Origin of the sequence: Ancylobacter vacuolatus, assembly GCF_030813595.1 — a bacterium.
Lineage (GTDB): Bacteria > Pseudomonadota > Alphaproteobacteria > Rhizobiales > Xanthobacteraceae > Ancylobacter > Ancylobacter vacuolatus.
Genome location: NZ_JAUSUH010000004.1, coordinates 252,371 through 279,241, shown reverse-complemented (window position 1 = coordinate 279,241; position 26,871 = coordinate 252,371). Strand labels below are relative to the sequence as shown.

The 26,871-nt window shown below is 68.5% G+C and carries 24 protein-coding genes and 1 tRNA gene; 11 read left to right on the top strand and 14 right to left on the bottom strand.

The features are described 5' to 3' along the window. Positions 1-247: 247 nt before the first annotated feature. Entirely contained in the window at positions 248-1,411 is a 1,164-nt protein-coding gene (locus tag J2S76_RS11830) for an Mrp/NBP35 family ATP-binding protein (RefSeq protein ID WP_307060647.1), read from the top strand. A 30-nt stretch (positions 1,412-1,441) separates the two neighbouring features. On the opposite strand, the gene J2S76_RS11825 is transcribed toward J2S76_RS11830, so the two are convergent. Then, on the bottom strand, positions 1,442-2,272 hold the full coding sequence (locus J2S76_RS11825; RefSeq protein WP_307060646.1) for an isocitrate lyase/PEP mutase family protein: 831 nt from the start codon (positions 2,270-2,272) through the stop codon (positions 1,442-1,444). A 154-nt stretch (positions 2,273-2,426) separates the two neighbouring features. Between J2S76_RS11825 and J2S76_RS11820 the strand changes: the two genes are divergently transcribed. Both J2S76_RS11820 and J2S76_RS11815 read left to right on the top strand, forming a co-directional pair. Continuing rightward, positions 2,427-3,515: a TRAP transporter substrate-binding protein gene (locus J2S76_RS11820; RefSeq protein WP_307060645.1), complete on the top strand. Its 1,089-nt coding sequence runs from the start codon at positions 2,427-2,429 to the stop codon at positions 3,513-3,515. A 59-nt stretch (positions 3,516-3,574) separates the two neighbouring features. Beyond that, positions 3,575-4,681, top strand: a complete 1,107-nt coding sequence (locus J2S76_RS11815) for a TRAP transporter substrate-binding protein (protein WP_307060644.1) — start codon at positions 3,575-3,577, stop codon at positions 4,679-4,681. Positions 4,682-4,833: 152 nt separating this feature from the next. On the opposite strand, the gene J2S76_RS11810 is transcribed toward J2S76_RS11815, so the two are convergent. The 3 genes from J2S76_RS11810 to moaA form a co-directional block, all read right to left on the bottom strand. Beyond that, positions 4,834-5,736 (bottom strand): DMT family transporter, encoded by a 903-nt coding sequence (locus J2S76_RS11810; RefSeq protein WP_307060643.1) that lies wholly within the window; start codon positions 5,734-5,736, stop codon positions 4,834-4,836. A 119-nt stretch (positions 5,737-5,855) separates the two neighbouring features. Then, positions 5,856-7,046 carry an MFS transporter gene (locus J2S76_RS11805; RefSeq protein ID WP_307060642.1) on the bottom strand — a complete coding sequence of 397 codons (1,191 nt, stop codon included), beginning with the start codon at positions 7,044-7,046 and terminating at the stop codon, positions 5,856-5,858. Between the two features lie 145 nt (positions 7,047-7,191). Continuing rightward, on the bottom strand, positions 7,192-8,238 hold the full coding sequence (moaA, locus tag J2S76_RS11800; protein ID WP_307060641.1) for a GTP 3',8-cyclase MoaA: 1,047 nt from the start codon (positions 8,236-8,238) through the stop codon (positions 7,192-7,194). A gap of 193 nt (positions 8,239-8,431) precedes the next feature. Between moaA and J2S76_RS11795 the strand changes: the two genes are divergently transcribed. Then, positions 8,432-8,824, top strand: a complete 393-nt coding sequence (locus J2S76_RS11795) for a gamma-butyrobetaine hydroxylase family protein (RefSeq protein WP_307060640.1) — start codon at positions 8,432-8,434, stop codon at positions 8,822-8,824. 73 nt (positions 8,825-8,897) lie between these two features. Here J2S76_RS11795 and J2S76_RS11790 read toward each other — a convergent pair whose 3' ends face one another. From J2S76_RS11790 to J2S76_RS11765, 6 genes are all read right to left on the bottom strand, one after another. Continuing rightward, positions 8,898-9,503: a L,D-transpeptidase gene (locus tag J2S76_RS11790; protein WP_307060639.1), complete on the bottom strand. Its 606-nt coding sequence runs from the start codon at positions 9,501-9,503 to the stop codon at positions 8,898-8,900. Positions 9,504-9,670: 167 nt separating this feature from the next. After that, positions 9,671-11,551 carry an acyltransferase family protein gene (locus tag J2S76_RS11785; RefSeq protein ID WP_307060638.1) on the bottom strand — a complete coding sequence of 627 codons (1,881 nt, stop codon included), beginning with the start codon at positions 11,549-11,551 and terminating at the stop codon, positions 9,671-9,673. 162 nt (positions 11,552-11,713) lie between these two features. Then, the gene (locus tag J2S76_RS11780) at positions 11,714-13,612 is read right to left on the bottom strand and encodes an acyltransferase family protein (RefSeq protein ID WP_307060637.1); all 1,899 of its coding nucleotides are present in this window, start codon (positions 13,610-13,612) and stop codon (positions 11,714-11,716) included. Between the two features lie 57 nt (positions 13,613-13,669). After that, on the bottom strand, positions 13,670-14,419 hold the full coding sequence (locus tag J2S76_RS11775) for an SOS response-associated peptidase (RefSeq protein WP_307060636.1): 750 nt from the start codon (positions 14,417-14,419) through the stop codon (positions 13,670-13,672). Between the two features lie 56 nt (positions 14,420-14,475). Further along, positions 14,476-14,550, bottom strand: a tRNA-Val gene (locus J2S76_RS11770). 88 nt (positions 14,551-14,638) lie between these two features. Next, positions 14,639-15,322 carry an HAD-IA family hydrolase gene (locus J2S76_RS11765; RefSeq protein ID WP_307060635.1) on the bottom strand — a complete coding sequence of 228 codons (684 nt, stop codon included), beginning with the start codon at positions 15,320-15,322 and terminating at the stop codon, positions 14,639-14,641. Between the two features lie 188 nt (positions 15,323-15,510). Here J2S76_RS11765 and J2S76_RS11760 point away from each other — a divergent pair, with 188 nt between their 5' ends. The 3 genes from J2S76_RS11760 (at position 15,511) to J2S76_RS11750 (ending at position 17,391) form a co-directional block, all read left to right on the top strand. Continuing rightward, entirely contained in the window at positions 15,511-15,987 is a 477-nt protein-coding gene (locus J2S76_RS11760) for a hypothetical protein (protein WP_307060634.1), read from the top strand. A 102-nt stretch (positions 15,988-16,089) separates the two neighbouring features. After that, positions 16,090-16,791: a ribose-5-phosphate isomerase RpiA gene (gene rpiA / locus J2S76_RS11755; protein ID WP_307060633.1), complete on the top strand. Its 702-nt coding sequence runs from the start codon at positions 16,090-16,092 to the stop codon at positions 16,789-16,791. Positions 16,792-16,812: 21 nt separating this feature from the next. Then, positions 16,813-17,391, top strand: coding sequence for a DUF2059 domain-containing protein (locus J2S76_RS11750; RefSeq protein WP_307060632.1), 579 nt, complete (start codon positions 16,813-16,815; stop codon positions 17,389-17,391). Positions 17,392-17,457: 66 nt separating this feature from the next. Here the strand turns inward: J2S76_RS11750 and J2S76_RS11745 are convergent, their stop codons facing one another. The 3 genes from J2S76_RS11745 to J2S76_RS11735 all read right to left on the bottom strand — a co-directional run bounded on the left by J2S76_RS11745 (position 17,458) and on the right by J2S76_RS11735 (position 20,518). Next, positions 17,458-18,969 carry a tripartite tricarboxylate transporter permease gene (locus J2S76_RS11745; RefSeq protein ID WP_307060631.1) on the bottom strand — a complete coding sequence of 504 codons (1,512 nt, stop codon included), beginning with the start codon at positions 18,967-18,969 and terminating at the stop codon, positions 17,458-17,460. A gap of 10 nt (positions 18,970-18,979) precedes the next feature. Then, positions 18,980-19,465 carry a tripartite tricarboxylate transporter TctB family protein gene (locus J2S76_RS11740; protein WP_307060630.1) on the bottom strand — a complete coding sequence of 162 codons (486 nt, stop codon included), beginning with the start codon at positions 19,463-19,465 and terminating at the stop codon, positions 18,980-18,982. 87 nt (positions 19,466-19,552) lie between these two features. Continuing rightward, positions 19,553-20,518: a Bug family tripartite tricarboxylate transporter substrate binding protein gene (locus tag J2S76_RS11735; RefSeq protein WP_307060629.1), complete on the bottom strand. Its 966-nt coding sequence runs from the start codon at positions 20,516-20,518 to the stop codon at positions 19,553-19,555. A gap of 227 nt (positions 20,519-20,745) precedes the next feature. Between J2S76_RS11735 and gor the strand changes: the two genes are divergently transcribed. The 4 genes from gor (at position 20,746) to J2S76_RS11715 (ending at position 25,678) form a co-directional block, all read left to right on the top strand. Next, positions 20,746-22,152 (top strand): glutathione-disulfide reductase, encoded by a 1,407-nt coding sequence (gene gor / locus J2S76_RS11730; RefSeq protein ID WP_307060628.1) that lies wholly within the window; start codon positions 20,746-20,748, stop codon positions 22,150-22,152. A gap of 244 nt (positions 22,153-22,396) precedes the next feature. Further along, positions 22,397-23,782 carry a class II 3-deoxy-7-phosphoheptulonate synthase gene (locus J2S76_RS11725; protein ID WP_307060627.1) on the top strand — a complete coding sequence of 462 codons (1,386 nt, stop codon included), beginning with the start codon at positions 22,397-22,399 and terminating at the stop codon, positions 23,780-23,782. A 134-nt stretch (positions 23,783-23,916) separates the two neighbouring features. Further along, on the top strand, positions 23,917-24,702 hold the full coding sequence (locus J2S76_RS11720; protein ID WP_307060626.1) for an alpha/beta hydrolase: 786 nt from the start codon (positions 23,917-23,919) through the stop codon (positions 24,700-24,702). A gap of 157 nt (positions 24,703-24,859) precedes the next feature. Continuing rightward, on the top strand, positions 24,860-25,678 hold the full coding sequence (locus tag J2S76_RS11715) for an alpha/beta hydrolase (RefSeq protein ID WP_307060625.1): 819 nt from the start codon (positions 24,860-24,862) through the stop codon (positions 25,676-25,678). Between the two features lie 21 nt (positions 25,679-25,699). On the opposite strand, the gene J2S76_RS11710 is transcribed toward J2S76_RS11715, so the two are convergent. Further along, complete coding sequence (locus J2S76_RS11710; protein ID WP_307060624.1) at positions 25,700-26,713, bottom strand: zinc-binding alcohol dehydrogenase family protein; 1,014 nt, start codon at positions 26,711-26,713, stop codon at positions 25,700-25,702. Positions 26,714-26,871: the final 158 nt, after the last annotated feature.

Genomic DNA, 26,871 nt, shown 5'->3' with positions numbered 1-26,871 from the left:
TGTTCCCCTCTGAAACGGTATGCTTCGCCGGTGTGTTCTGTCGTTCCCGGCAACCCATGCTGGCACTAATTTCGAATGTAGTGCAACGGGGGGTGCTGCATCCCTAGTCAGAAAGTCGAACTGATCCATTTGTGTGCAGTGCGGCACCATCAGGCCGGCCGATCGGGCAATGGCGCGGCACGGGTTGACGCTGCGCGCGCACTGGTGTGTCTCAGCTTGAAACAGGTCTATTGAGGAGAAGCGCGCGATGGCGACGGCAGACGATGTGAAGGCGCGGCTGGCGCAGGTTTCCGCCCCCGACGGCCGTCCCGTGACCGAGGCCGGCGTGCTGTCCGACATCCTCGTTTCGGACGGCAAGGTCTATCTCTCCCTCACCGTCGATGCCGCTGAGGCGCGCGCCTGGGAGCCGGTGCGATCAGCCGTGGAGCGCACGGTGCGCGGCACGCCCGGCGTGACCTCGGCGCTGGTGGCGCTGACCGCCGAGCGCAAGGCGGGCCTGCCCCCGGTCGCGTCGCACACGCCCGCAGCGTCACGCGCGCCCGGTGGCCATTCCCATGCCGGCCACACGCATGCGCAGCCGCCGGCCGATCCGCAGAAGGAGGCGCCGGGCCTGCCCGGGGTGGGCGCCATCATCGCGGTGGCCTCGGGCAAGGGCGGGGTGGGCAAGTCGACGCTGGCGGCCAATCTGGCGCTGGGCCTCGCCGCCTCCGGGCTCAAGGTCGGCCTGCTCGACGCCGATATTTACGGCCCCTCGGTGCCGCGCCTGATGGGGCTGAAGGGCCGGCCGGAGGTGAATGGCCGGATGATCACCCCGATGCAGGCCTTCGGCCTCAAGGTGATGTCGATCGGCTTCCTGGTCGAGGAAGAGACGCCGATGATCTGGCGCGGGCCGATGGTGATGTCGGCGATCAGCCAGATGCTGAAGGAAGTGAACTGGGCGCCGCTCGACATTCTCGTTGTCGACATGCCGCCCGGCACCGGCGACGCGCAGCTGACCATGGCGCAGCAGGTGCCGCTGGCCGGCGCTGTCATCGTCTCCACCCCGCAGGACCTGGCTTTGATCGACGCGCGGCGCGGCGTCGCCATGTTCCAGAAGGTGAATGTGCCTGTTCTCGGCGTGGTGGAGAACATGAGCTACTTCATGTGCCCGCATTGCGGCACCCGCTCCGACGTGTTCGGCCATGGCGGGGCGCGGCACGAGGCGCAGCGGCTCGGTGTGCCCTTCCTCGGCGAGGTGCCGCTGCAGATGTCGATCCGCGAGACCTCGGACGCCGGCCTGCCCGTGGTGGCGACCCGGCCGGACAGCCCGGAGGCGGGCATCTACCGTGGCATCGCGCAGGCGGTACGCGATGCGCTGGCCGGCCGCCGCAGCACCGCCCGCGCCGCGCCGCGCATCGTCATGGAGGGGTGAGGGGCGCGCGCTGCCGGAAGGTAGCGCCGCCTATCGCTGCTGCGCCGCGAACGCGGTGAAGACGGCCTCGATCTCGGCGAAGCCCATGGCCTCGTCGAGGAAATCGAACCGGCCCTCGCGCTGCATCGCCTGCGCTGCGCGGATCACCGCGCCATAGGCGAGGCGGGCGAGGCTAGAGCCGATGCTGATGCGGCGCACGCCGGCCGCGCTCAGTTCGTCGCGAGTGAAGCGCGTCTTGCCGATGCCGATGACCACGTTCACCGGCCGCGACACCGACGCGCAGACCGTGCGCACCGCCTCGATATCCGGCAGGCCGGGGGCGTAGAGCACATCGGCGCCCGCCGCCTCGAAGGCCTGCAGCCGGCGGATCGTATCGTCAAGATCGGGCCGGCCCCACAGGAAATTCTCCGCCCGGGCGGTGAGCACGAAGTCGCCCGGCAAGCCATTGCGAGCCTCCGCCGCCGCTGCGATGCGCTCCACAGCGAGGGTGAAATCGTAGATCGGCGCGTCGCGCCGGCCGGTGTGATCCTCCAGCGATGCCCCGGCCAGCCCAAGGGCGGCGGCAGCGCGGATGGTCTCGCCCGCGCTCTCCGGGCTGTCGCCGAGGCCCATTTCCAGATCGGCCGACACCGGCAGCGGCGTCGCGGCGACGATGCCGGCGCAATGGGCGAACAGATCCGCGCGCGAGGTGGTGCCCTCCGCGACACCGCGTGAGAAATCCATGCCGGCGCTGGTGGTGGCGAGCGCGGGATAGCCCAGCGCGGCGAAGATACGCGCCGTGCCGGCATCCCACGGATTGGGCAGGATGAAGGCGCCGGGCCCCTCATGCAGGGCGCGGAAGCGGGCGGCCTTGTCGTCCATGTGCAGCGTCTCCCCGATGACGGCGAAAAGCTAGCGAAGCTGTGTGAACATATCAAGAACATTCGCCCGCGGGCCGGTGCGAGGGCCAAGCCGGTTGCCCTGCGCCGCCGGCTGTTGCAAACATCGCCCGCCCATTTGCGAGGGATGCCTGCCCATGAAGCGCCGCGATTTTCTCCGCACCGCCGCACTCGCCGCTCCCGCAGCGGGCCTGGCGGCGCCCGCTTTGGCGCAGGACGCGCCGCAGATCCGCTGGCGGCTCACCTCCTCGGTGCCCAAGGTGCTGGACGCCATTTTCGGCGCCAATGAGCTGGTGTCGAAATATGTGAGCGAGGCGACGCAGGGGCGGTTCGTCATCCAGAACTTCGCCGCCGGCGAGATCGTGCCCGGCCTGCAGGCGCTCGACGCGGTGCAGAACGGCACGGTCGAGGTCGCCCAGACGCCGCTCTATTATTACACCGGCAAGGACCCCTCCTTCGCCTGCTTCACCACCATGCCGTTCGGGCTGAACGCCCGCATGCAGAACGCCTGGTTCTACCATGGCGGCGGGCGCGAATTGCAGGACGAGTTTCTGGCCAAGTACAACCTCGTCGGCTTTCTCGGCGGCAATACCGGCACCCAGATGGGCGGCTGGTTCCGCAAGGAGGTGAAGGACCTCGCCGACTTCCGTGGCCTCAAATTCCGCATCGGCGGCATTGCCGGGCAGGTGGTGGCCAAGCTCGGCGTGGTGCCGCAGCAGATCGCCCCCGGCGACATCTATGCCGCGCTGGAGAAGGGCACGATCGACGCCTGCGAATGGGTCGGGCCCTATGACGACGAGAAGCTCGGCTTTGTCCGCGTGGCGCCGTATTACTATTATCCCGGCTGGTGGGATGGCGGGCCGACGATGAATGTCGTGGTCAACCGTGACAAGTGGAACGGCCTCCCCAAGGCGTATCAGGCGGCGTTCGAGGCGGCGGTGGCCTATGCCAATGCCGACATGCTGGCGAAATACGACGCGTTTAACCCGGGGGCGCTGCGCCGGCTGGTGGCGGCCGGCGCTCAGCTGCGCACCTTCCCGCAGAGCTTCCTCGACGCTTCGTGGAAGGCCTCGAACGAGCTGATCGCCGAGATCGGCGCCAAGAATGCCGGCTTCAAGAAGATCATGGACGCGCAGATCGCCTTCCGCAACGAGGAGTATCTGTGGTGGCAGGTTGGCGAATACCCCTATGACGGCTACATGATCCGCGCCCGCACGCGGGGGTAGGGGGCCCCTCCCTCTCCCCGTCGGGGAGAGGAAAGCAAAAAAACACAGAGGAAACGCCGATGCCGCATTCGCCTTCCCGCCGGGGCCTGATCAAGGGCGCCGGCCTCGCCACCGCCGCCGCCGCCTCGACCCTGGCGGCGCCCGCCATCGCCCAGACCCTGCCGACGCTGCGCTGGCGGCTGACGTCGAGCTACCCGAAATCGCTCGACACCATCTATGGCGCCGCCACCCTGCTGTCGAAATATGTCGGCGAGGCCACGGATGGGCGCTTCACCATCGATGTGTTCGCCGCCGGCGAGATCGTGCCCGGCCTGCAGGCGCTGGACGCGGTGCAGAACCGCACCGTCGAGGTCTCGCAGACCGCGCTCTACTATTACATCGGCAAGAACCCGGCGTTCGCCCCCTTCACCACGCTGCCCTTTGGGCTCAATGCGCGCATGCAGACGGCGTGGCTCTACCATGGTGGCGGCAACGCGCTGCAGAACGCCTTCCTCGCCAAGAGCAACGTCATCGGCTTCGCCGGCGGCAATACCGGCGCGCAGATGGGCGGCTGGTTCCGCAAGGAGATCAAGTCCGTCGCCGATCTGAAGGGGCTGAAGATGCGCATTCCCGGCATCGCCGGGCAGGTGCTGGCGCGGCTCGGGCTGGTGCCGCAGAACCTGGCGGGCGGCGACATCTATGCGGCGCTGGAAAAGGGCACGATCGACGCCGCCGAGTTCGTCGGGCCGGTGGACGATGAGAAGCTCGGCTTCGTCCGGGTGGCGCCGTATTACTATTATCCCGGCTGGTGGGAAGGCGGGCCGACCATCCATTTCATCGCCAATCTGCAGGCGTGGAACGAGCTGCCGCGCCCCTACAGGGCCGCGTTCGAGGCGGCTTCCGCCTATGCCAATTCCGATATGCTGGCGAAATACGACGCGCGCAACCCGGCGGCGCTGCGTCGACTGGTGGCCGGCGGCGCACAGCTGCGCCCCTTCCCGCCGGAAGTGATGGATGCCGCCTATAAGGAGAACATCGCGCTGATGGCGGAAATTTCCGCCAAGAACCCGGAGTTCAAGACCATCTACGACTCGATGCTCGCCTTCCGCAACGAGGAGTATCTGTGGTGGCAGGTCGGCGAATATCCCTATGACGGCTACATGATCCGCGCCCGCCAGAAGGGCTGAGGCCCGGCGCGGTCATTCCAGCGCCGTCATCCCGGACGCGGGCGCGGCCCAAGGGCTGGGATCGCCCGCCGGGATCGCCCGCCAAGCCAGCCGCGCGATCCCGGATACGGCCTCGCGGCTGTCCCGGGATGGCGCATGTTCGGGAAAGGCGCTTACGCCGCCTCGCGCGGTTCCTCGCGCGCCATCACGGCGGGCCGGGCGCTCATGTGGTGGTGCATGGTGTAGAGCCCCGCCGCCATGATGAGCGCCATGCCGCCAATCGACACCAGATCCGGCATGTCGTGGAACACCACGGCCGAGAGGCCGACGGCGCTGACCACGGCGGCATAGCGGAACGGCGCCACCACCGAGATATCGCCCGTCCGCATCGCCGCGATGGTGAGCATCTGGCCGATAATCAGCGAGACACTGCCGCCGACGAGATAGGCTAGCGTCGCCCCGTCCGGCGCGTGCCAGGTCTCGACCGAGCTGCCGGCGAAGCCGAAGCCCATGCCCACCACCGCCGTGCAGAAGGTGACGATGAGGGTCGGCACATGGGTGCCGATCCGGCCGGTGACGAAGTCGCGAAAGGCCATGAGCAGGGCGGCGCCCAGCGGCAGCAGCGCCATCGCGTCAAAGGCCGAGGTGCCGGGCTTGACGATCAGCGTCACGCCGAGGAAGCCGATGGCGACCGCCAGCCACTGGCGCCAGCTGATATGCGCGCCGAAGAACAGCACCGCCGCCGCCATGGTGGCGAGCGGGGTGACCTGCAGGATGGCGGTGGAATCGGCGATCGACATCACCGAGATCGAGGTGATGAACAGCAGCGCCACGCAGGCCTCGGTGACGGAGCGCAGCAGCACCCGCCGGTCCATCATATGGCGCAGCGAGGGAAGCTGGCCCATCCAGCCCAGCACGGCGAGCAGCAGCAGCGCCGCCAGGGCACCGCGCATCGCCAGGATCTGCGAGGGCGGGATATGGGCCAGCGCCAGCTTGGAGAAGGCGTCATTGGTCGAGAAGATCGCCGAGCCGGCGATCATCAGCAAAATGCCGCGCTTGGCGCTGGGGGCGTGCATGAAACGGGTCCGGAGGCGAGAGCGCCCTTAAAAGTCATTCAAAGGCGGCGCAAACGCGGCCATCGCGCCGGCGCCGGGGAAAATATGCGCTCAAACGAGGGCGCGGTTCAGCATTCGGTTCAGCATTCTTCGCAGGCGGCCTCGCCGGTCATCGCGACCAGGCCGCCGCTGCGCCGTTCCAGCGCCTGCGAGGCGACGCACAGGCCGAGCGCGCCCACCGCCAGCGCCGCGCCGACCCAGGGAAGGTCGGCATAGCCGATGCCGACCGTGATCGCCGCCCCGCCGATCCAGGCGCCGGCGGCATTGCCGAGATTGAACGCGCCCTGATTGAGCGTCGAGGCGAGGTTGGGCGCCCCCTCGGCCGCGTCGACCACCCGCATCTGGATCGGCGGCACCACGGCGAACACCAGAATGCCCCAGATGAAGACGGTGGCCACGGTGGCGGCGGCAGAGGCGCTGAGGAAGACGAAGGCGACGAGAATGGCGGCCAGCCCGACAAAGCTCGCCATCAGCGAGGGCATCAGCCGCCAGTCGGCCAGCTTGCCGCCCAGCAAATTGCCGATGGTGATGCCCACCCCGAACAGCAGCAGCACATAGGTGACGGCGTGGGGGGTGAAGCCGGTCACGTCGCGCAGCAGCGGCGCGATATAGGTGAACACCGAGAACAGGCTGGCCGAAGCGAGCACGCTCATCAGCATGGTGAGGATCACCTGCGGGCGCTTCAGCACCGCGAATTCGCGGATGATGTTGCCCGAGGCATGGGGAATGTCGCGCGGCACCCACAGCGCGATGGCGCTGACCGCGAGAATGCCGATCAGCACCACCGCCCAGAAGGTGGAGCGCCAGCCCGCGGCCTGCCCCAGCGCGGTGCCCAGCGGCACGCCCAGCACATTGGCCAGCGTCAGCCCGGCGAACATCAGCGCGATGGCGCTGGCGCGCTGGTTCGGCGGCACCAGATTGGCCGCCACGACGGCGCCGATGCCGAAAAAGGCGCCGTGGCAGAAGGCGGTGACGACGCGGGCCGCCATGAGGAACCAATAGTCCGGCGCGATGGCGCAGAGGAAATTGCCGAGCACGAACATGCTGGCAAGGCCGATCAGCGTGCCCTTGCGCGGCAGCGAATTGGTGATCACGGCGACGATCGGCGCGCCGACCACCACGCCCAGCGCATAGCCGGTGACGAGAAGCCCGGCGGCGGGGATGGTGACCGAGAGATCGGCGGCGACCTCCGGCAGCAGGCCCATAATGACGAATTCGGTCGTGCCAATGCCGAAGGAAGCCATGGCCAGGGCCAACAGCGGAAGCTGCATCGCGGAACGCTCTATGATCGAAAAAGGGTGTGTTGGCTGCTGTTTAGCAGCGCGATTCAGCTGATCCTATGCACGTTGTATTGCAGCGCAGCAACATGGCGGAGCGCGCGGCAGCCATGCGGCGCGCTCGCAGGAGCCGCCCGGTTCAGCCGCCGGTGACGCTCATATGGCGGCGCACGGAGGGGGCGCGGCCGGGGCGGTCGATGACGAAATCGTGCCCCTTCGGCTTGCGGAAGATCGCGTCGTCGAGCACGGCGTGCAGCTTCTCGTCGCTCTCGGAGGCGCGCAGGGGCGCGCGCAGATCCGCCGCGTCTTCCTGGCCGAGGCACATATAGAGCGTGCCGGTGCAGGTGACGCGCACCCGGTTGCAGCCCTCGCAGAAATTATGCGTCAGCGGGGTGATGAAGCCGAGCCGGCCGCCGGTCTCCTTGATGCTGACATAGCGCGCCGGGCCGCCGGTGCGGAACGGGATGTCCTCCAGCGTCCACTGGCGTGCGAGGCGCTCGCGCACGGTGGACAGCGGCAGATACTGGTCGGCGCGCTCCGCGCCTGTCTCGCCGAGCGGCATGACCTCGATCAGCGACACGTCCATGGCGCGGCCATGCGCCCACTGGATCAGGCCGGGGATCTCGTGCTCGTTCTCGCCGGCCAGCGCGACGGCGTTCAGCTTCACATGGATGCCCGCTTCCTGCGCCGCGTCGATGCCGGCGAGCACCTTGTCGAGGTCGCCCCAGCGGGTCAGCGCCCGGAAACGGTCGGGGTCGAGCGTGTCGAGCGAGACATTGATGCGCTTGACGCCGCAGGCCGCCAGTTCCTTGGCGAAGCGGGCGAGCTGCGAGCCATTGGTGGTCAGCGTCAGCTCTTCCAGAGCGCCCGAATCGAGATGCCGGCCGAGCGAGCGGAACAGGGTCATCACATCGCGGCGCACCAGCGGCTCGCCGCCGGTGAGGCGCAGCTTCTTCACCCCGCGGGCGACGAAGGCGGAGCAGAGGCGGTCGAGTTCTTCCAGCGTCAGCAGTTCGGGCTTCGGCAGGAACGTCATATGTTCCGCCATGCAGTAGACGCAGCGGAAATCGCAGCGGTCGGTGACCGAGACCCTGAGATAGGTGACGGCGCGGCCGAACGTGTCGACCAGCGGGGCGCGTGGGGCCGCGAGCTGGATACGGTCGATGACGGCTTCGCTGGTGCTCACGCAGTCGCTCCCGCGCCGATGGGCGCTGTTCTTCTTCCATTTCTAAGGCTCGGCGCCCCGTCTGCCAAGGCGCTGGGTCCTATCGGCCGATAGCCTAACCCATTCGTGACAATGGCTTTGCGCAAACGCAGGTGCTTGGCGAAAGCGCCACGCCTGTCTATGTGGGAAGGAACGAGAAGAGAGGAAGACGCCCGTGACCGATGCCGCAGGCACATTCTGGCCGACCGAAATCAAGGTGCACAAGGATCGCCGTGCGCTGACCATCGCCTTCGAGGGCGGGGCGAGCTACATCATCCCGGCCGAGCTGCTGCGGGTGGAGAGCCCTTCCGCCGAGGTGCAGGGCCATTCGCCGGCCGACCGCCAGCTGGTGGCGGGCAAGCGCGAAGTGCGGATCGAGGAGGCTATACCGGTCGGCAATTACGCCGTGCGGCTGATCTTCGACGATGGCCATTCCACCGGCATCTTCACCTGGGACCTGCTGCACACGCTGGGGAGCGAGCAGGACACGCGCTTCAAGCGCTATCTGCAGGAGCTGGCGGCGAAGAATCTTTCGCGCGATGCACCCGGCGCGGTGCGCCGGCACTGAGGAATTGCTCGGTGCGCCGGCACTGAGGAAACGCGCGGTGCCCGGGCGGCCTTCCGGCCGCCCGGAAAGACGCTCAGTTCAGCACCACCACCTGGGTGCCGACGCGGACGCGGTCATAGAGGTCGGTCACGTCGTCATTGGTCATGCGGAAGCAGCCGGAGGACACCGCCTGGCCGATCGTCTCCGGCTCGTTGGAGCCGTGGATGCGGTAGAGGGTGGAGCCGAGATAGAGCGCGCGGGCGCCGAGCGGGTTGTCGATGCCGCCGGGCATGTAGCGCGGCAGATCGGGGCGGCGCTGCAGCATCTGCGCCGGCGGGGTCCAGCCCGGCCATTCGGCCTTGCGGGTAATCGTCTTCATCCCGCCCCAGCGGAAGCCGTCGCGGCCGACGCCGATGCCGTATTTCAGGGCGGTGCCATTGTCCTGCACCAGATAGAGCCGGCGCTCGGCCGTGTTCACCACGATGGTGCCGGGCTTGTACTTGCCCGTATAGGGCACGACCTGCCGGCGGATGGAGGAATACCCCTTAACCGGCCCGTTGCCGAAATTGGAGGGGCGCGGGAAGAAGCTGAAAAAGGAGGGCGAGCTCGCGCTCTGCGCCATGGCCGGCGCGCTGCCGGCGAGAATCGCGGCGCCCAGCGCCAGGGCAGCCAGTGTCTTAAGTCGCATCGTAAGCCCCATGAAATGCCCCGTTCCGTCACCCGTGGCGGATGGCAGCCCCCTCCCGGCGCCAAAGCACTGGCGGGAGCTGCCACAGTATGCGGCGAAAATCGGGGCATTGCCTAGAAGCGGGCGAACACGGGCAAATTTGCCCGGCGCTATGGCACGAATGCCACAGGTCGGCCCCGTCACTTCGCCGGCGCGCCGAAGATGAGCGCGCTGACCGGCCGGCCGAAGAAGTTCGCCCCGGCCTGGGTGAAGTGCGAGGGGTCATGCTGCAGCGGCACGCCGTCCACGATGAGCGGGCAGTCGGTACCGCCACAGGCGGCGTCGAACACCGAGATGTAGGTGACATCCGGGTTGCCGGCGAAATGCGCCCGCAGCCGCTCATCGTGCAGGCGGGCGCTGGGGAGAAGGTCGTCTCCCGCACCGGTATTGCCGTCGCCGGCGATGAGGCGGCGGGCGAGCAGCTTGGGCACGGCATCGCGGTAGAGCGGCACCGGGCCGACCACCACCACGCGGATGCCCTCGCGGGCGAAGCCCTCAAGCGCGGCGTCCAGTTCCGGCGAGGGCGCGGCCAGCCCGCCGAGCACCAGAATGTCCGGCTTGTTGGCGCGCACCCAGTCGCGGGCGAAGGCGTTCATCGCCGCGCAATAGGGCAGGCGGGAGCCTTCGGCTTCCAGCACCGGCGGGCAGGCGGCGCCGGTGATCTGGCCGACGGCATAGCCGCGCGCCTCGCCCGCCTCGATGATGGCGGTGATGAAATGGGCGATATGGCTGTTGCCCCACACCAGCACCGAGGGGTGGGTGGTGGGCAGGCATTCCGGCTTGATGGCGAGCTCGGCCTGGAAGAACGGGGTGAAGCACACGCCCTGCCGGAACACCGGGTCGGCGTTGTAGAAGGCATAAGCGGCGAGGCGCCGCACCTCGGGGTCGAGCCGCTGAGGCAGGCCGCGCGTGGCGATGGCGGTCTGCGCGAAGGCGGCCAGCGCCAGTGTGCCCGCCACCGTGGCGCCGACCAGCACCTTCGGGGTGAACAGGCGGCGGTTGACGCGCACCGGCTGCTCGACGAATCGCCAGGACAGAAAGCCCAGCAGCACCGACAGCGCCACGCCGCCGATGAGGAATGGCAGCGGCGCCACCGGGCCCAGCCACTCCCGGCCGAGCGAGGCGATGGGCCAGTGGACGAGATAGAGCGAATAGGAAATGAGGCCGAAGAACACCATCACCCGGCTGCCCAGCAGCCGGGTCGGCAGGCTCGGCCCGGCCTCGCCGCCCCAGATCACCAGCGCCGTGCCCAGGCAGGGGATGAGCGCCAGTAGCCCCGGAAAGGGCGAGGCGGAACTGAGGCCGACCATGCCGCCCAGGATGAGGGCACAGCCGCCCGTTCCCGCCGCCACGCGCACCGCCCGCCGCTCGGCAAAGCGCAGGCCGGGCAGCGCCAGCACCGCGCCGATCAGCATCTCGAAGGCGCGGAAGGGCAGCAGGAAATAGGCGGCGGCGGGGTCGCGCGTCACCATGAACTGGCTGGCGGCCAGCGAGGCGAGGAGCAAAGCGGGCACGGTCCAGAGGATCGCCCGCCGGCCGAACCGCTGCAGAACAAGGATGAGCGCCGGGAACAGGAAATAGAACTGCTCCTCCACCCCCAGCGACCAATAATGCAGCAGCGGCATTTCCTGCGCCGCCGGGCCGAAATAGTCGGTGCGCTGGAAGAAGAAGATGTTGCCGACGGCGAACACCGACCACAGCACCGAGCGGCCGAAGATCATCATCTCATAGGGCAGCAGGATGAGCGCGGCGAAGGCGGCGGTGAGGGCGGTGACGACCAGGAAAGCCGGCGCTATGCGGCGGATGCGCCGTTCATAGAAGCCGAACAGCGAGAAGCGGCCGGCCTCGACATCGGCATAGATCGACTTGGAAATCAGGAAGCCGGAAATGACGAAGAACACGTCGACGCCGACAAACCCGCCCGGCAGCCACGTCGCACCGAAATGATAGAGGACGACGCCGAGGACGGCGACGGCGCGCAGGCCGTCAATATGGGCGCGATAGCGCAGGGGATGATGCACGGTAGACCGCAGGCTGAGTGAGGCAGGCGAGGGGGGCAAAGCGGGTGTCATTATGAACGCTCTGGCGGTGCGTTGGCACGCCTGGCGCGCCCCGTCCCCTCCCGCGCGCCCAGTTGGGCCGGGAGTGTGGCCGGGCGGCCATAGGGGCGCCGGACGCCGGCCTCACGGCGCCGGGGCAGGGGAGGGCGCATTGGCGAAGATCAGCGCGGCGAGTTTGTCGCCGAAATAGGCAACGCCCTCGCGGGTGAAATGGGTGGGGTCGAACTGCAGCGGCGTGCCGTCGATCATCATCGGGCAGTTCCTCTCCGGGCACAGGCCGAGGAGCGAGACGAACTCGACATTCGGATTGCCGGCGAAATGCGCAGCCATCAGCCGGTCGGCGCGGCCCGTGCCCTCGGTGAGGTCGTCATCGGCGAGGCGGCTCGGCGCGTGGCGGTACATCCTTTCGGCCAGGATTTCCGGCGCCGGGCGCCTGTAATGCGGCACCGGGCCGAGCAGGATCACCCGGATGCCGGCGGCATGCAGGCGGGCGAGATCGGCGTCCAGCTGCCGGAACTGCTCGGGCGAGACCAGCGTGTCGCCGCCGATGACCACGATGGACGGCCGGTGCTCCAACAGCCAGTCGAAGGCGAATCGGTTCAGCCGGTCGCACATGGCGGCGAAGCTCGACTGCACCAGCGGCGGGCAGGCGGCGGCGGTCATCTGGCCCACCGCATAGCCACGCGCCTTGGCGATGGGCTCCAGCGCGCCGATGAACTGCGCCACATGGCTGCTGCCCCACAGGACGAGGCTGGGATGGGTGTCCGGCAGGCACTCCGGCGCCGGCTGGTCCTTGGGGCGGTTGCCATTGATGAAGCAGGTGCCGTCGCGCACCACCTCGCGGAAGGGATAGCGGGTGAAGGCGAGCACGCGCTGGATTTCCGGGTCCAGCCGGCCGGGAAAGCCGCGCGTGTCCGAGGCCGCCGTGCCGAAGGCGATGAGCAGCGCCGCGCCCGCCGCTGTGCCGCCATAGACCAGCCCGCGCCCGAACAGTCGGCGGTTCTGCCGCACCGGCTGCTCGACGAAATGCCAGGACAGCCAGCCGAGCAGGGTCGAGGCCGCGACGCCGCCGATGAGGAAGGCCGGCGCCGGCAGCTCCGGCAGCAGATGGCGGGCGAACACCACGATCGGCCAGTGGACGAGATAGAGCGAATAGGAGATGGCGCCGAAGAAGACGAGGGGGCGCCACCCCAGCAGCCGCGCCGGCAGGCTGTGCGTCCGCTCCCCGCCCCAGATCGCCAGCGCCGCGCCAAGGCAGGGCATCAGCGCGAGCACGCCGGGGAAGGGGGCGTGCTCGGTGATGAAGACCATGCCGGCGAGGATGAGCGCGAGCCCCGCCGCCATCGCCGCGCCGCCGGCCCGTGGGTTTTCGGTAAAGCGCACGCCCGGCAAGGCGAGGCCGGCGCCGATCAAGAGCTCGAAGGCGCGGAAGGGCAGGAGATAGAACGCGGCGGCCGGGTTGAACGGGCGGATGATCTCGCAGGCGAGGAGCGAGACCACGAGCAGGCCGAGCACCAGCTTTGCCCTCGCCCGGGGGGCGAATCGCTCGATGAGCAGGATCAGCCCCGGGAACAGGAAATAGAACTGCTCCTCCACCCCCAGCGACCAATAGTGCAGCAGCGGCGTCTCCTCGGCGGAGGGGCCGAAATAGTCGGTGCGCTGGTAGAAATAGACATTGCCGAAGGCGAGCACCGCCCAGATCAGCGAGCGGCCATAGGTCATCAGCTGGTTGGGGAAGAAAATCAGGAAGGCGGCAAGGCTGGTGGCCGCCGTCACCACGAAGAAGGCCGGCGCGATGCGCCGCATCCGCCGCTCATAGAAGCCGAGGACGGAGAAGCTGCCGGCATCAACGTCGGCGTAAAGCGACTTGGCGATGAGGAAGCCGGAAATGACGAAGAACACGTCGACGCCGATGAAGCCGCCGGGCAGCCAGCTCGCGCCGAAATGGAACAGCACCACGCCCAGCACGGCGATGGCGCGCAGGCCGTCAATATGGGCGCGATAACGCAGGGGATTATGCACGGGCCGCAGGCTCTTTCAGGCAGGGGAACATAAGCGGCGCGGGCCGCGCGCGGGGGATCAGAACAGGCTACCCTGGCGCGGCGACGCTTCGGGAGAAGCAGTAGGCGAGCCGGCGGGCGAATCAGGCGAGGGTGCAGGCGCGGTGGCGGGTGGCGGGTCCTCCTTCGCCGGCCCGCGCGCGACGATGACGAGGCGATCATCGGGCAGCGGGCGCTGCAGGGCGCGTGCCTCGCTCCACGGGGCGTTCAGCCATGCCTCGCGCTCCTCACGGGTGGTGAGAATCACCGGCATCGCCTTGGGGTGGATGGGTTCGACCACGCCATTGGGCGGGCAGGTGAGAAAGCCGAACAGCTCGTGCGGACCCTCCACCGGCGCGGCCTTGGTGCCGCGCGTGCCGCTCCAGCGCGTCCACAGCCCGGCGAAGAAGGCGAGGGGGCGCTCATTGTCCAGCGCGAACCACACCACGTCCTTGCGGCCGGTGGCGGGATTGGGCAGCGGCGCGTATTCGGAAAAGCTGGTGAACGGCACCAGGCAGCGATGCGCCGGCCCGCTCCAGGCGCGCCAGTGCGGCGAGGCGAGGTTGCGGATATTCGTCACCGGCGGCCCGGCGACCGAGGGCGGCGAGGGCATGCCCCAGCGCGCCAGCGCCAGTTCGCGTTCACCATCCGTGCCGGTACGGACGATCGGGGCGGGGAAATCCGGGAAGATGCCGGTCTGCGGCGGCAGATTGCCGGCGAGATTGCGCAGCGTGCCGACAAGATCGGTGATGGCGTGCAGATTGGAGTGATGGCTGTAGAGGTTGCACATGGGCGGCCCTGCTGGCCGGCTCCCGGCCTGTCGCGTCCCTGAAGCGAGAGCGACGATGGTGGGCGATGCAGGGATTGAACCTGCGACCCCTCCCGTGTGAAGGGAGTGCTCTCCCGCTGAGCTAATCGCCCGTCGGCCCCGCCGGATATGTCCGGGGCCAGCGCCATCGCGGCGGGATGTAGTGTGTCCGCGGCCCGGGTGTCAAGCGGGCTGAAGCCGCTACCCACGGGAGAGAAGCCGCTCCACCGTCTCCACCAGCAGATCGTAATGGCCGATGAAGGCGTCACCGCCCAGTTCCTCGGCCGGAATCTCGGTGTAGCCGAAGGGCACGACGATCGAGGGAATGCGGGCATTCTTCGCCGTGAGCACATCGGTCATGCTGTCGCCGACCATGATGGCGCGGCCCGGCTGGCCGCCGGCGCGCTCGACCGTGCCGAGCAGATGGCCGGCATCGGGCTTGTAGACCGGAAACGTGTCCGAGCCGGCGATGACGGCGAAGCGGTCGGTGAGGTTGAGCCGGTCCAGCAGCAGGCGCGAGAGATATTCCAGCTTGTTGGTGCACACGGCCAGCACATGGCCACGGGCGGAAAGCTCGTCCAGCGCGTCGAGCAGGCCGGGATAGGGGCGCGAGAGATCGGCGATATGGGCGGCGTAATGGTCGAGGAAGCGGGCATAGAGCTGCTCGAATTCCGGCGGCTCGACGCTGATTCCAGCGGCGGTGAGGCCGCGATTGACCAGCGCCTTGGCGCCGGCGCCGATCATCTTGCGGGTTTCGTCGCGCGGCAGGCGGGCGGCGCCGGCCTCGTCGAGCACGATGTCGAGCGTGTCGAGCAGGTCGGGGGCGGTGTCGACGAGCGTGCCGTCGAGGTCGAAGGCGATCACGGCAGGAGGCGAGGAGGGCATGACAATTTCCGTGGATGGTGACGGGAAAAGCGGGCCGCCCGTCGCCGCGAGACGGGCCGTCCGCTCTAGGCCTACAATCCTGCCGCTTTTGCTGTCCAGCCTGCCGCGTCCATCGGGCGCATGCGGGCGCGGCCGGCGGCGCGCGGAAGATGGGCGAGGCACAGGATGGCCCGGCTATGAGGATGACGATGCAGAACTGGCGTGTGGCGGTGGTGATGGCGGCCCTCGGGCTTGGTGTGCTGGCGGGCGGCGGCGCCCTGGCGCAGGAGACAAAGCCGAGCGAGGCGCCCTCGGCCACCGCGCCGGCGACGCCCATTGAGGCGGCTGCCGGCGGCGGCGCCTATGTGTTTGCCGCGCCCCCTGCCGCGCAGGCCAACCGGCTTTATTCGGTGAATGTGCGGACCGGCGAGGTGAATGCCTGCCAGTTCGAGCGCCCCGAGGGCAGCCTTGTCGGCGTCACCCGCTGCTTCCGGCGCGACGCGAGCGCGCAGGGCGGCACGCCGGGCCGCTACGACATCATGTCGACCCGCTATTCCGGCGAGACCGGCATTTTCCGCGTTGATGCCGGCACCGGCCAGATGAGCGTCTGCTATGTCCGCGACATGCCCAAGGAGGGCGGCGGTGTCGAGCCGGCGGTGGTCTGCACCCCACCTTCCAGCCAATGATCGCCGGGGAGGCGACCTCGCGCGGGCTTGTCGGCGCGCGCCAACGGCGCTACGCACGAGATGAAGATTAAGAAGTCCTAAAAACGAGGGCCCGCGACGCTCATGACCGACGCTGACAACCTCAAGAGACAGGCCGCCGCGCAGGCGCTCGAATATGTCCGTTCGGGCATGAAGCTTGGCCTCGGCACCGGCTCGACCGCCAAGCATCTGGTCGATCTGCTCGCCGTGCGGGTGAATGAGGGGCTGGAGGTGGTCGGCGTGCCGACCTCCGAGGCCACCCGCGCCCAGGCGGAGAGCCTCGGCGTCCCGCTCGGCACGCTGGACGAGTACCCGGTGCTCGATTTGTGCATCGACGGCGCCGACGAGGTCGGCCCGGACCTCACCCTGATCAAGGGCGGCGGCGGCGCGCTGCTGCGCGAGAAGATCGTCGCCTCGGCGGCCAAGCAGATGATCGTCATCGCCGATGCCTCGAAGAAAGTGGCGGTGCTCGGCACCTTTCCGCTGCCGATCGAGGTGGTGGATTTCGGCGTCGCCGCCATCCGCCGCGGCATTGACCGCGCCGCCCGCGCGGCGGGGTGCCACGGGCTGCTGACACTGCGCCGGCGGCCGGACGGTCATGTTTTCGTCACCGATCAGGGACACCTGATCCTCGATGCCGCCTATCAAAGCATCACCAATCCGCAGGCTCTTGCCGCCGAGCTCTCCAATGTGCCGGGCGTGGTCGAGCACGGCCTTTTCATCAATCTGGCGAGCCGCGTCATTCTCGCGGGCGCCGGCGGCGTGACGGTCATCGACCGCGCGTGAACCGTTCGTCAGGAGACTTTCATGCAGCTTGATATTGCCGCCCCGCGCGCCGCCCGGCGGGCCGCGCCGTTCGCCGCCGTCGCGATGGGGCTCGTCCTTCTCGCCAGCGGCGCCCCGGCGCTGGCGCAGGACACCGCGCCGTTCCAGCTCGCCCAGGCCGCCGCCCCCAAGGCGCCCGAGCCTACCGCCGAACAGATGAAGCTCGCCAATGAGCTGCTCGTCGCCAATGGCGAGGCCAGCAGCTTCGACGCGGTGATCCCCAATGTCGTGGACCAGACGGCGGCCAGCTTCGTGCAGTCCAATCCGGACCTGATTCGCGAGCTGCGCGAGGTCGCCAAGCAGCTCTCCACCCAATATGAGAGCCGCCGCAGCGAGATCGTGCAGATCCTCGCCAAGATTTACGCCACCGAGTTCACCACCCAGGAACTGCGCGACCTTCTGGCGTTCTACCGCTCGGAGGCCGGCAAGAAGCTGGTGGCCAAGCGCGAGGACCTGCTCAAGGCCGGTTTCAGCAGCATCCAGGCCTGGAGCGCGGCATTCGCGCGCGAGATGGAGGTCCGGGTGCGGGAAGAGATGAAGAAGCGCGGCTTCACCATCTGATCACGGCCTCCTCAACGACAAATGCCCGGCTCGCGCCGGGCATTTTCGTTTGGAGTGCGGTTCGCCTCAATCCTCGTCGGCACCCACCGGGGCCTTGCGGCCGGTGAGGATGTAGAACAGCAGCGGCCCGAACAAAGCGAGCGCGGAGAGGGCGTAGAGCGTCAGCGCCACCGGGCTCTGGAACAGCACCAGCGGATCGCCGACGCTGATCGCCAGGGCCCGGCGCAGCTGCTGTTCCGACAGCGGGCCGAGGATGAGGCCGACCACCACGGGCGCGATCGGGTAGTCATAGCGCCGCAGCACATAGCCCAGCAGGCCGAAGATCAGCAGCATGCCGAGCTCGACCAGCGAGGGGTTGGCGCCCAGCGTGCCGAGCGTGGCGAAAACCAGGATGCCGCCATAGAGCCAGGGGCGCGGAATGGCGAGCAGCCGCACCCACAGCCCCACCAGCGGCAGGTTCAGCACCAGCAGCATGCCATTGGCGATGAACAGGCTGGCGATCAGGCCCCAGACGAGGTCCGGATTGGTGGCGAACAGCAGTGGGCCGGGATTCATGCCGTATTGCTGGAAGCCGGCGAGCATGATCGCCGCCGTGGCCGAGGTGGGCAGGCCGAGGGTGAGCAGCGGCACCAGCACGCCGGCCGCCGCCGCATTGTTCGCCGCTTCCGGCCCGGCGACGCCCTCAATGGCGCCATTGCCGAACTCGCCCGGCTTCTTGCACAGCCGCTTTTCCAGCGCATAGGACAGGAAGGTCGGGATTTCCGCCCCGCCCGCCGGCATCGCGCCGATCGGGAAGCCCAGAAACGTGCCGCGCAGCCAGGGCTTCCACGAGCGCTTCCAGTCCTCCCGGTTCATGAACACCGAGCCCTTGACCGGTTCGATGATCTCGTCGGCCCGCGCGCCCGCCGCCACCACCGACAGCGTCTCACCGATGGCGAACAGGGCGACGGCGAGCGTCGTCACTTCCACGCCGTCGAGCAGGTCCGGCACGCTGAAGGAGAGCCGTGCCTGCCCGCTCTGCAGGTCGATGCCGATCAGGCCCAGCGAGAGGCCGAGGAACAGGCTGGTGAGGCCGCGCGTGACCGAGGAGCCGAAGGCCGCCGACACGGTGGTGAAGGCGAGCACCATCAGCGCGAAATAATCCTCCGGGCCGAAGGAGATGGCGATGTCGACCACGGTCGGGGCGATGAGCGCCAGGCCGATGGTGGCGATGGTGCCGGCGACGAAGGAACCGATGGCGGCGGTGGCGAGCGCCGGCCCGCCGCGCCCGGCGCGGGCCATCTTGTTGCCCTCCAGCGCCGTGACGATGGACGAGCTTTCTCCCGGCGTGTTGAGCAGGATGGAGGCGGTGGAGCCGCCATACATGCCGCCATAATAGATGCCGGCGAACATGATGAGCGAGCCGGCCGGGTCGAGCTTGAAGGTGATCGGCAGCAGCAGCGCGACGGTCAGCGCCGGACCGATGCCGGGCAGAACGCCGACGGCCGTGCCGAGCATGACGCCGACAAACGCAAACAAGAGGTTTATCGGCTGTAGGGCGACCATCACCCCGGAGCCGAGGGCGGCAAACGTGTCCATGGCTGCGTCCTCAGATCAACCGTTCGAGCGGGCCGGCCGGCAGCGCCAGCTGCAGCCCCTTGGCGAACACCACATAGATGACGAAGCACAGCACCGCTCCGGCGAGGAAATGCCCCCACACCGGCCCGCGCCCGAAGCCCTTGGCGGTGGCGGCGAACAGCCAGCCGGTGGCGATGGCGAAGCCGGCGCCGAAGGCCAGCAGCACGATCTGGCCGATCAGCCCTCCCAGCACCCAGGCCATCGGCCCGATCTCGTCGCGCGGGCGCTCCTGCGCCCCCTCGCGGACCGCCTCGACCGCATTGGCCAGCGCCAGCAGGGCGAGGCCGGCGGAAATGATGGCGGGAAACGCCCCCGGCCCGACGGCTGAATAGGTGTTGATCCCGGACAGCCGCCACGCATCCCAGCCGACCACGAGGGACAGGATGGCAAGGGCGAAGGCGATGACGAAGCGGCCCTTGTCGGGGCCGGCGGTGGAGGTGGGGCGGGAATCGCTCATCGGCGGGGCTCCGGGGTGTCGGAACGAAAGACTCCCCCGCGGCGGGCCGCGAGGGAGTCTCGGTTGGGTCGGATAAGGCTGCGTCCCTTACTGGGCGAGGCCGATATCCTTCAGGATGGTCTGGGTGGCGGCGATGTCCTTGGCCAACTGGGCGTCGAACGCCTCGCCGGAAAGGTAGGTGTTGGCCCAGCCCTTCTGCGCCAGCATCTCGGTCCACGCCTTGGACTTCACCATCTTCTCGATGGTCTGGCTGAGTTCCTGCTTCTGCGCCGGGGTGATGCCCGGGGCGGCGGCGATCATGCGCCAGTTCTGGATTTCCACGTCGACGCCGGCTTCCTTGAAGGTCGGCACGTCGGGGGCTTCCGGCAGGCGGGCGGCGCTGGACACGCCGAGGATGCGCAGCTTGCCGGCCTTGGCCTGCGCGTCATACTCCGAGAGGCTGGAAATGCCGACCGTGACCTTGCCGCCGAGCAGCGAGGCGAGCGATTCGCCGCCGCCCGAGAAGGCGATGTAGTTCACCTTGCGCGGATCGACGCCGATCGCCTTGGTGAACAGCCCGGCGGTGATGTGATCGGTGCCACCGGCCGAGCCGCCGGCCCAGGACACTTTCTGCGGGTCCGCCTTCAGCGCCGCGACCAGATCGGCCAGCGACTTCAGCGGCGAGGCGGCCGGCACGGCGATGGCCTCATACTCGCCGGTGAGGCGGGCGATCGGCGTCACCATGGAGAGGTTGACCGGCGACTTGTTGGTGATGATGGCGCCGACCATGACATAGCCGCCGACGATCATCACATTGGGATCGCCCTTGCTGGAATTGACGAACTGGGCGAGGCCGATGGTGCCCCCGGCGCCGGGCACGTTCAGCACCTGCACATTGCCGACCAGCTTGTCGGACTGCAGCACATGCTGGATCGAGCGGGCCGTCTGGTCCCAGCCGCCGCCGGGCGCGGCCGGGGCGATGATCTTCAATTCGTTGATTTCGGCATAGGCTGCACCGAGAGGTGCAGCGGCGATTGCGGCGGCGAGCAGCGCCCCGCTGACGAGATGTTTCATGGTTTCCTCCAAGGAACAGGGCGACGGCACGTTGACGCTGGCCGCCGCTTGCAACGCGGTGACCGAAGCTAAAGCCGCAGGCCCCCCGCTGTCGAGTTCCCCGGAAGGATGAGAGCTTTCGCGGCCGGTATTGGCAGGCCGGATTCGCAGCCCAGCCATGCGGGTGCTTGACGGGGGCGCCGTGCGGGGCGACATGCGAGGCACCAGCGCAGCGCGGAGAGCCTCACATGGACCAGTTCGACGTCGACCTGTTCGTCATCGGCGGCGGCTCGGGGGGCGTGCGCGCCGCCCGCATCGCGGCGGGCCATGGGGCCAAGGTGAAGCTCGCCGAGGAATACCGGCTCGGCGGCACCTGCGTGATCCGCGGCTGTGTGCCCAAGAAGCTGTTCGTCTACGCCGCCCGCTTCGCCCATGAATTCGAGGACGCCGCGGGCTTCGGCTGGAGCGTGGAGAACGTCCGGTTCGACTGGGCGACGCTGGTCGCCAACAAGGACAAGGAAATCGCCCGGCTGGAGGGCGCCTATCGCGCCAATCTCGTGCGGGCCGGCGTCGAGATCGTCGCCCAGCGCGCCTCCATCGAGGGGCCGCACGCGGTACGCCTGGCCGATGGTACGCAGGTGACGGCCCGTACCATCCTCATCGCCACCGGCGGCCGGCCCAATCGCGGGCTCGACTTTCCCGGCTGCGAGCTGGGCATCTCCTCGAACGAGATCTTCGATCTCGAACGCTTCCCCGAGCGCATCCTCATCCAGGGCGCCGGCTATATCGCACTGGAATTCGCCAGCCTGCTGGCCGGGCTCGGGGCGAAGGTCACGGTCATTCATCGCGGCGACAGGCTGCTGCGCGGCTTCGACGAGGATATCCGCGCCCGCATCGTCGACGAGATGGCGCAGAACGGGGTGGAGTTCGCCTTCAACGTCACCATCGAGGGCATCTATCAGGAAGGCAGCGAGAAGCGCGTGCGCCTGAATGACGGGCGCGACCTGTTCGCCGACGAGGTGATGCTGGCCATCGGCCGGGTGCCGAACACGATCGGGCTCGGGCTCGACACGGTGGAGGTGCATCTCGACGAGGCCGGCGCGATCGCGGTGGATGACCACGCGCGCACCAACATCCACTCCATCTATGCGGTGGGCGATGTGACCAACCGGGTGAACCTGACCCCGGTCGCCATCCGCGAGGGCCACGCCTTCGCCGACACGGTGTTCGGCAAGCGGCCCTGGCATGTGAGCTATGACAACATCCCGACCGCCGTGTTCACCGAGCCGGAGATCGGCACGGTAGGGCTGACCGAGCAGGAGGCGCGGGCGCAGGGCCGGCGGCTCGACATCTACCAGACCGATTTCCGCCCGCTGAAGGCGACGCTCTCGGGCCGCACCTCGCGGGTGTTCATGAAGATCGTGGTCGACCAGGCCGACGACCGGGTGCTCGGCGTCCACCTCATCGGCGAGGGCTCGGGCGAAATGGTGCAGATGGCGGCGATCGCGATGAATGTCGGCGCCACCAAGGCCGATTTCGACCGCACCATGGCGCTGCACCCCTCCAGCGCCGAGGAACTGGTGACGCTGCGCTCCAAGCACACCACCAGCGACCCGCTGCCCGAGGCTTCCACCGAGGCGACGCCGGCGCTGTGACGCCCTTCTCCGAAGCGACGTCATGGCCGGGCTTGACCCGGCCATCCACGCTTTTCCGCCTGGAAGATGGGTCCCGGGTCGAGCCTGGGAATGACGGTGTGCGGGGAGGGGCGGCACAAGGGCGCGCACGGCATCCCTGACCTTGCGGCGGTGCACTGGCGCGGCGGGGATGCTTGGGTGTATAAGGCCCGCCTTTCCGCCGGGGAGGAGCCCCGGCGACGTGTTGAGCTTGTTGGAGGCCGTCATGTCTGATCGCTGGACGCCGGATAGCTGGAGGGCCTTGCCCGTTCAGCAGGTGCCGGATTATCCGGACGCCGCAGCTTTGGCTGCGGTGGAGCGTCAGCTGGCCTCGTTTCCGCCGCTGGTTTTCGCCGGTGAAGCGCGCCGCCTGAAGCGCGAGCTGGCCAAGGTGGCGAAGGGCGAGGCCTTCCTGCTGCAGGGCGGCGACTGCGCCGAGAGCTTCGCCGAGCATTCGGCCGACAACATCCGCGATTTCTTCCGCGTCTTCCTGCAGATGGCGGTGGTGCTGACCTATGCCGGCGCCTCCCCCGTGGTGAAGGTCGGGCGCATCGCCGGCCAGTTCGCCAAGCCGCGCTCGGCGCCGATGGAGACCGTGGACGGGGTGGAGCTGCCCTCCTATCGCGGCGACATCGTCAACGACATCGAGTTCACGCCGGAAGCGCGCATTCCCGATCCGCGCCGCCAGATCGAGGCCTATCGCCAGTCGGCGGCGACGCTGAACCTTTTGCGCGCCTTCGCCAATGGCGGCTATGCCAGCCTTGGTAATGCGCATCAGTGGATGCTCGGCTTCATCAAGGATAGCCCGCAGTCCGGCCGCTACCAGGCGCTGGCCGACCGCATCACCGAGGCGCTCGACTTCATGCGCGCCATCGGGCTCGACGCGGAAAACCACCCGGAGATGCGCTCGACCGAGTTCTTCACCTCGCATGAGGCGCTGCTGCTCGGCTTCGAGCAGGCGCTGACGCGGGTGGATTCGACCACGGGCGACTGGTACGCCACCTCCGGCCACATGATCTGGATCGGCGACCGCACCCGCCAAGCCGACCACGCGCATATGGAATATTGCCGTGGCGTGAAGAACCCGCTCGGCCTGAAATGCGGCCCGTCGCTGAAGCCGGATGACCTGATCCGCCTCATCGACACGCTGAACCCGCAGAACGAGGCCGGCCGCCTCACCCTGATCGCCCGCTTCGGCGCCGACAAGGTGGGCGACCACCTCCCCGCGCTGGTGCGGGCGGTGAAGCGCGAGGGCCGCACCGTGGTGTGGTCCTGCGATCCCATGCACGGCAACACCATCAAGGCGGCGTCGGGCTACAAGACCCGGCCCTTCGACCAGATCCTGAAGGAGGTGAAGGACTTCTTCGCCGTCCACGCGGCCGAAGGCACCTTCGCCGGCGGCGTGCATTTGGAGATGACCGGCAAGAACGTTACCGAATGCACCGGCGGCGCCCGCGCCATCACCGATGCCGACCTCAAGGACCGCTACCACACCTATTGCGACCCGCGCCTCAACGCCGAGCAGGCCATCGAGATGGCCTTCCTCGTCGCTGAACTCCTCAAGCAGGAGCGCTCGGGCCGGGTGCGCCCGGTGATCGAAGCCGCCGAGTGAGGTCGGCATGCCGGACACGGCCCTGATGGCCCGCGCCGGCGCCGGACGGAATGAGACACACCGCGGCCCTCAAGGGTCGCGGTGTTTTCATGTGGGGTGTTTTCACCCTGCGGTGTTTTCAGAAGGGGGCCGGCGTGCCGCAGCTTGAGACCGGACGTCATGTCGTCCTCGAAAGCGAAAATGTGCGCGTCGTCCGCACCGAGGGCACCCGAACCGACGTGGTGTTCGTCACCTTCGAGCCGCATGTGCTCGACAAGAATCCGCAGCGGCAGGCCTTCGCCGAGAAGTTCCTGCGCGACAACGGGTTCACCGCCTACCATTTCTTCGCCAACGACAATTTCTGGTTCCAGTACCCCGAAATGGAGGAGGTGCTGGCGACGGTGCGGGCCGACATCGCCCCCGGCGTGGAGGTGGTCGCCTATGCCGTGAGCATGGGCGCGTATGCCGCCATCCGCTTCGCTGGCCGGCTCGGCGTGTCGCGCATCCTCGCCTTCTCGCCGCAATACAGCATCGACCCGAAGGTGGTGCCGTGGGACCGGCGGTGGGACGGGCTGTTCGACCGCCCGCGCCAGATCCTGTGGGAGCACCTGATGGCGCCGCGCGGCGTGCCGGTCTACCTGTTCTACGACCCGCACAACCGCGACCGCCGGCATGTGCGGCTCTATGAGCGGGTGGCCGATGTGGTGCGGGTGCGCGTGCCCTATGCCGGCCATGGCTCGATCACCGTGCTGATGCAAACGGGGCTGCTGGGAAAGGTGGTGCTCGCTATCGGCGAGAACCGCTTCGACGCCGCCGGCTTCCAGCGGGAACTGGCGCCCCGCCTCGATCACTCGGCGTTCTATCGCGACAAGCGCGCCCGCAAGCGCAGCCGGCTGTTCCGCCGCATCATCGCCGATATCATCGATCGCTTCGGGCTCTAACGCCCGTCACGCGGCCTCCAGGGTCACGTGGCCGCTGCGTCGCATTTCAGCGGCAATCGCGCAATCTTCGGAAATTGTGATTGTCCGGTGACGGTGGCTCTGGCTAGTTTGCCCGTCGCAAGAGAGGTCGCGGGAAGGCGGCCAGCGGGGCAGCTTCGTGCGGCAGGTCATCTTCGAGAGCGAGAACCTAACGGTCGTCAAGGTTCCGGGCCTGTGCTCCGACACCGTTTTCGTGACGTTCGAATCGATGCGGGCGGATTGGCCGGAGGGTCGCAAGGGCTTCGGCGAGGACTATTTCGCCAAGCGCGGGCGCACCGCCTATCATTTCATGCCTTCGGGAAATTGCTGGTATCAATATCCGGAAATGCCCGAGGCGCTGGCGCGCGTGCGCGCCGACATCGCGACGGGTGCGCGCGTCATCACCTATGGCATGAGCATGGGCGGCTATGCCGCCTACCGCTTCTCCGAACCGCTGGGCGCCGACGTGGTGATCGCCTTCTCGCCGCAATACAGCATTGACCGCTGGCGCGTGTGGTGGGAGCGGCGCTGGGGCTCGCAGAGCCGCTCGGTGCTGTGGGACCGACTGAAGCCGCGCCAGGGCGCGGTCAAGTACATCTTCTACGATCCGCTGAATCAGGACCGCCGCCATATCCGCGCCCTGCGCCGCGAGGCGCCGCTCGACCTGGTGCGGATCTATTTCAGCGGCCACGCCTCCATCTCCTATGTGCAGGAATGCGGCCTGCTGGACAGCGCCGTGCTCGACATCGCCGAGGGCCGCTTCGACGCGGCGCGGTTCGAGCACCGCATCTGGCAGCGCCGGCTGGTGTCGGCAACCTATGCCAAGACCAGGCGGCGCAAGCGCACCGGCCTGTTTCGCCGCCTGCGCTATCTCGTCATCGAGCACCTGCTCGAACGCCGTCTCGGCACGGGCGGCGCCGATGGCGCGGCGGGGCTCACGCCCGACCGCGCCGTGTGAAGCCGTCGCCCGCGCAGGGCGTCAGTTCCAGCCTTCCAGCACGACCTTGCCGATGGTGGCGCCGCTCTCCAACGCGGCATGGGCACGCCGGAGGTTCTCGGCGCTGATCGTGCCGAGATGCGTGCCCGCCGTGGGCATCAGCGTGCCGGCATCGACGAGGCGCGCCACCTCCTCCAGGATTTCGTGCTGGCGGATCATGTCCGGGGTCTGGAACAGCGAGCGGGTGAACATCAGTTCCCAGTGCAGCGACAGGCTCTTGCCCTTCAGCGGCAGAGCGTCGAGGCTCGCCGGGTCGTCGATGATGGCGATGCGGCCCTGCGGCTTCGCGCCCTTGACGATCTCGGCCCAGTGCCTGTCGGTGTGGGTGAGCGCATAGGTGTAGTCGACAAGCCCGAGCCCGGCGGCGGCGAGTTCCTCGCTCAGCGGGCGGGAATGGTCGATGACGGCATGGGCGCCCAGGCGTTCCACCCAGGCGCGGCTCTCGGGCCGGGAGGCGGTGCCGATGACGGTGAGTGCGGTGAGCTGGCGGGCCAGCTGCACCACCATGGAGCCGACGCCGCCGGCCGCGCCGACCACCAGCAGGCTGGCGCCCTCGCCACCGTGCATCGGCACACCGAGCCGGTCGAACAGCCCTTCCCAGGCGGTGAGCGAGGTGAGCGGCAGCGCGGCGGCTTGCGCAAATCCGAGCGAGGCCGGCTTGTGGCCGACCAGGCGCTCGTCGACGAGGTGCAGCTCGGCATTGGTGCCGGGGCGGTTGAGGTCGCCGGCGTAGAACACCTCGTCGCCCGGCGTGAATAGCGAGACCTCGGCGCCCACCGCCTCGACCACGCCGGCGGCGTCCCAGCCGAGGATGACAGGCGCGCCCTCGGCTCCCGCGCGGCGCATCCGCACCTTGGTATCGACGGGATTGACCGAGACGGCCTTCACCCGCACCAGCAGGTCGCGCGGGCCGGGCGCCGGCGCGGCGGTCTCGAAATCGAACAGCGCGCGCGCCTCGGTGATGGGCAGCGAGTTGGTGTAGCCGATGGCCTTCATGGCAAAACTCCCGCGCGGCACCCGGAGGCGCGCGCCTGCTTGCGTTGACAGTCGTGCCCCCAGATGTCGGGATGCGCGGGCCGAGCGCAAGAACGCACGAGATTGTCGGCTGCTATCGAAAATGTAACGCCCTTTCCCCGTTGCCCCGGACATCCTAG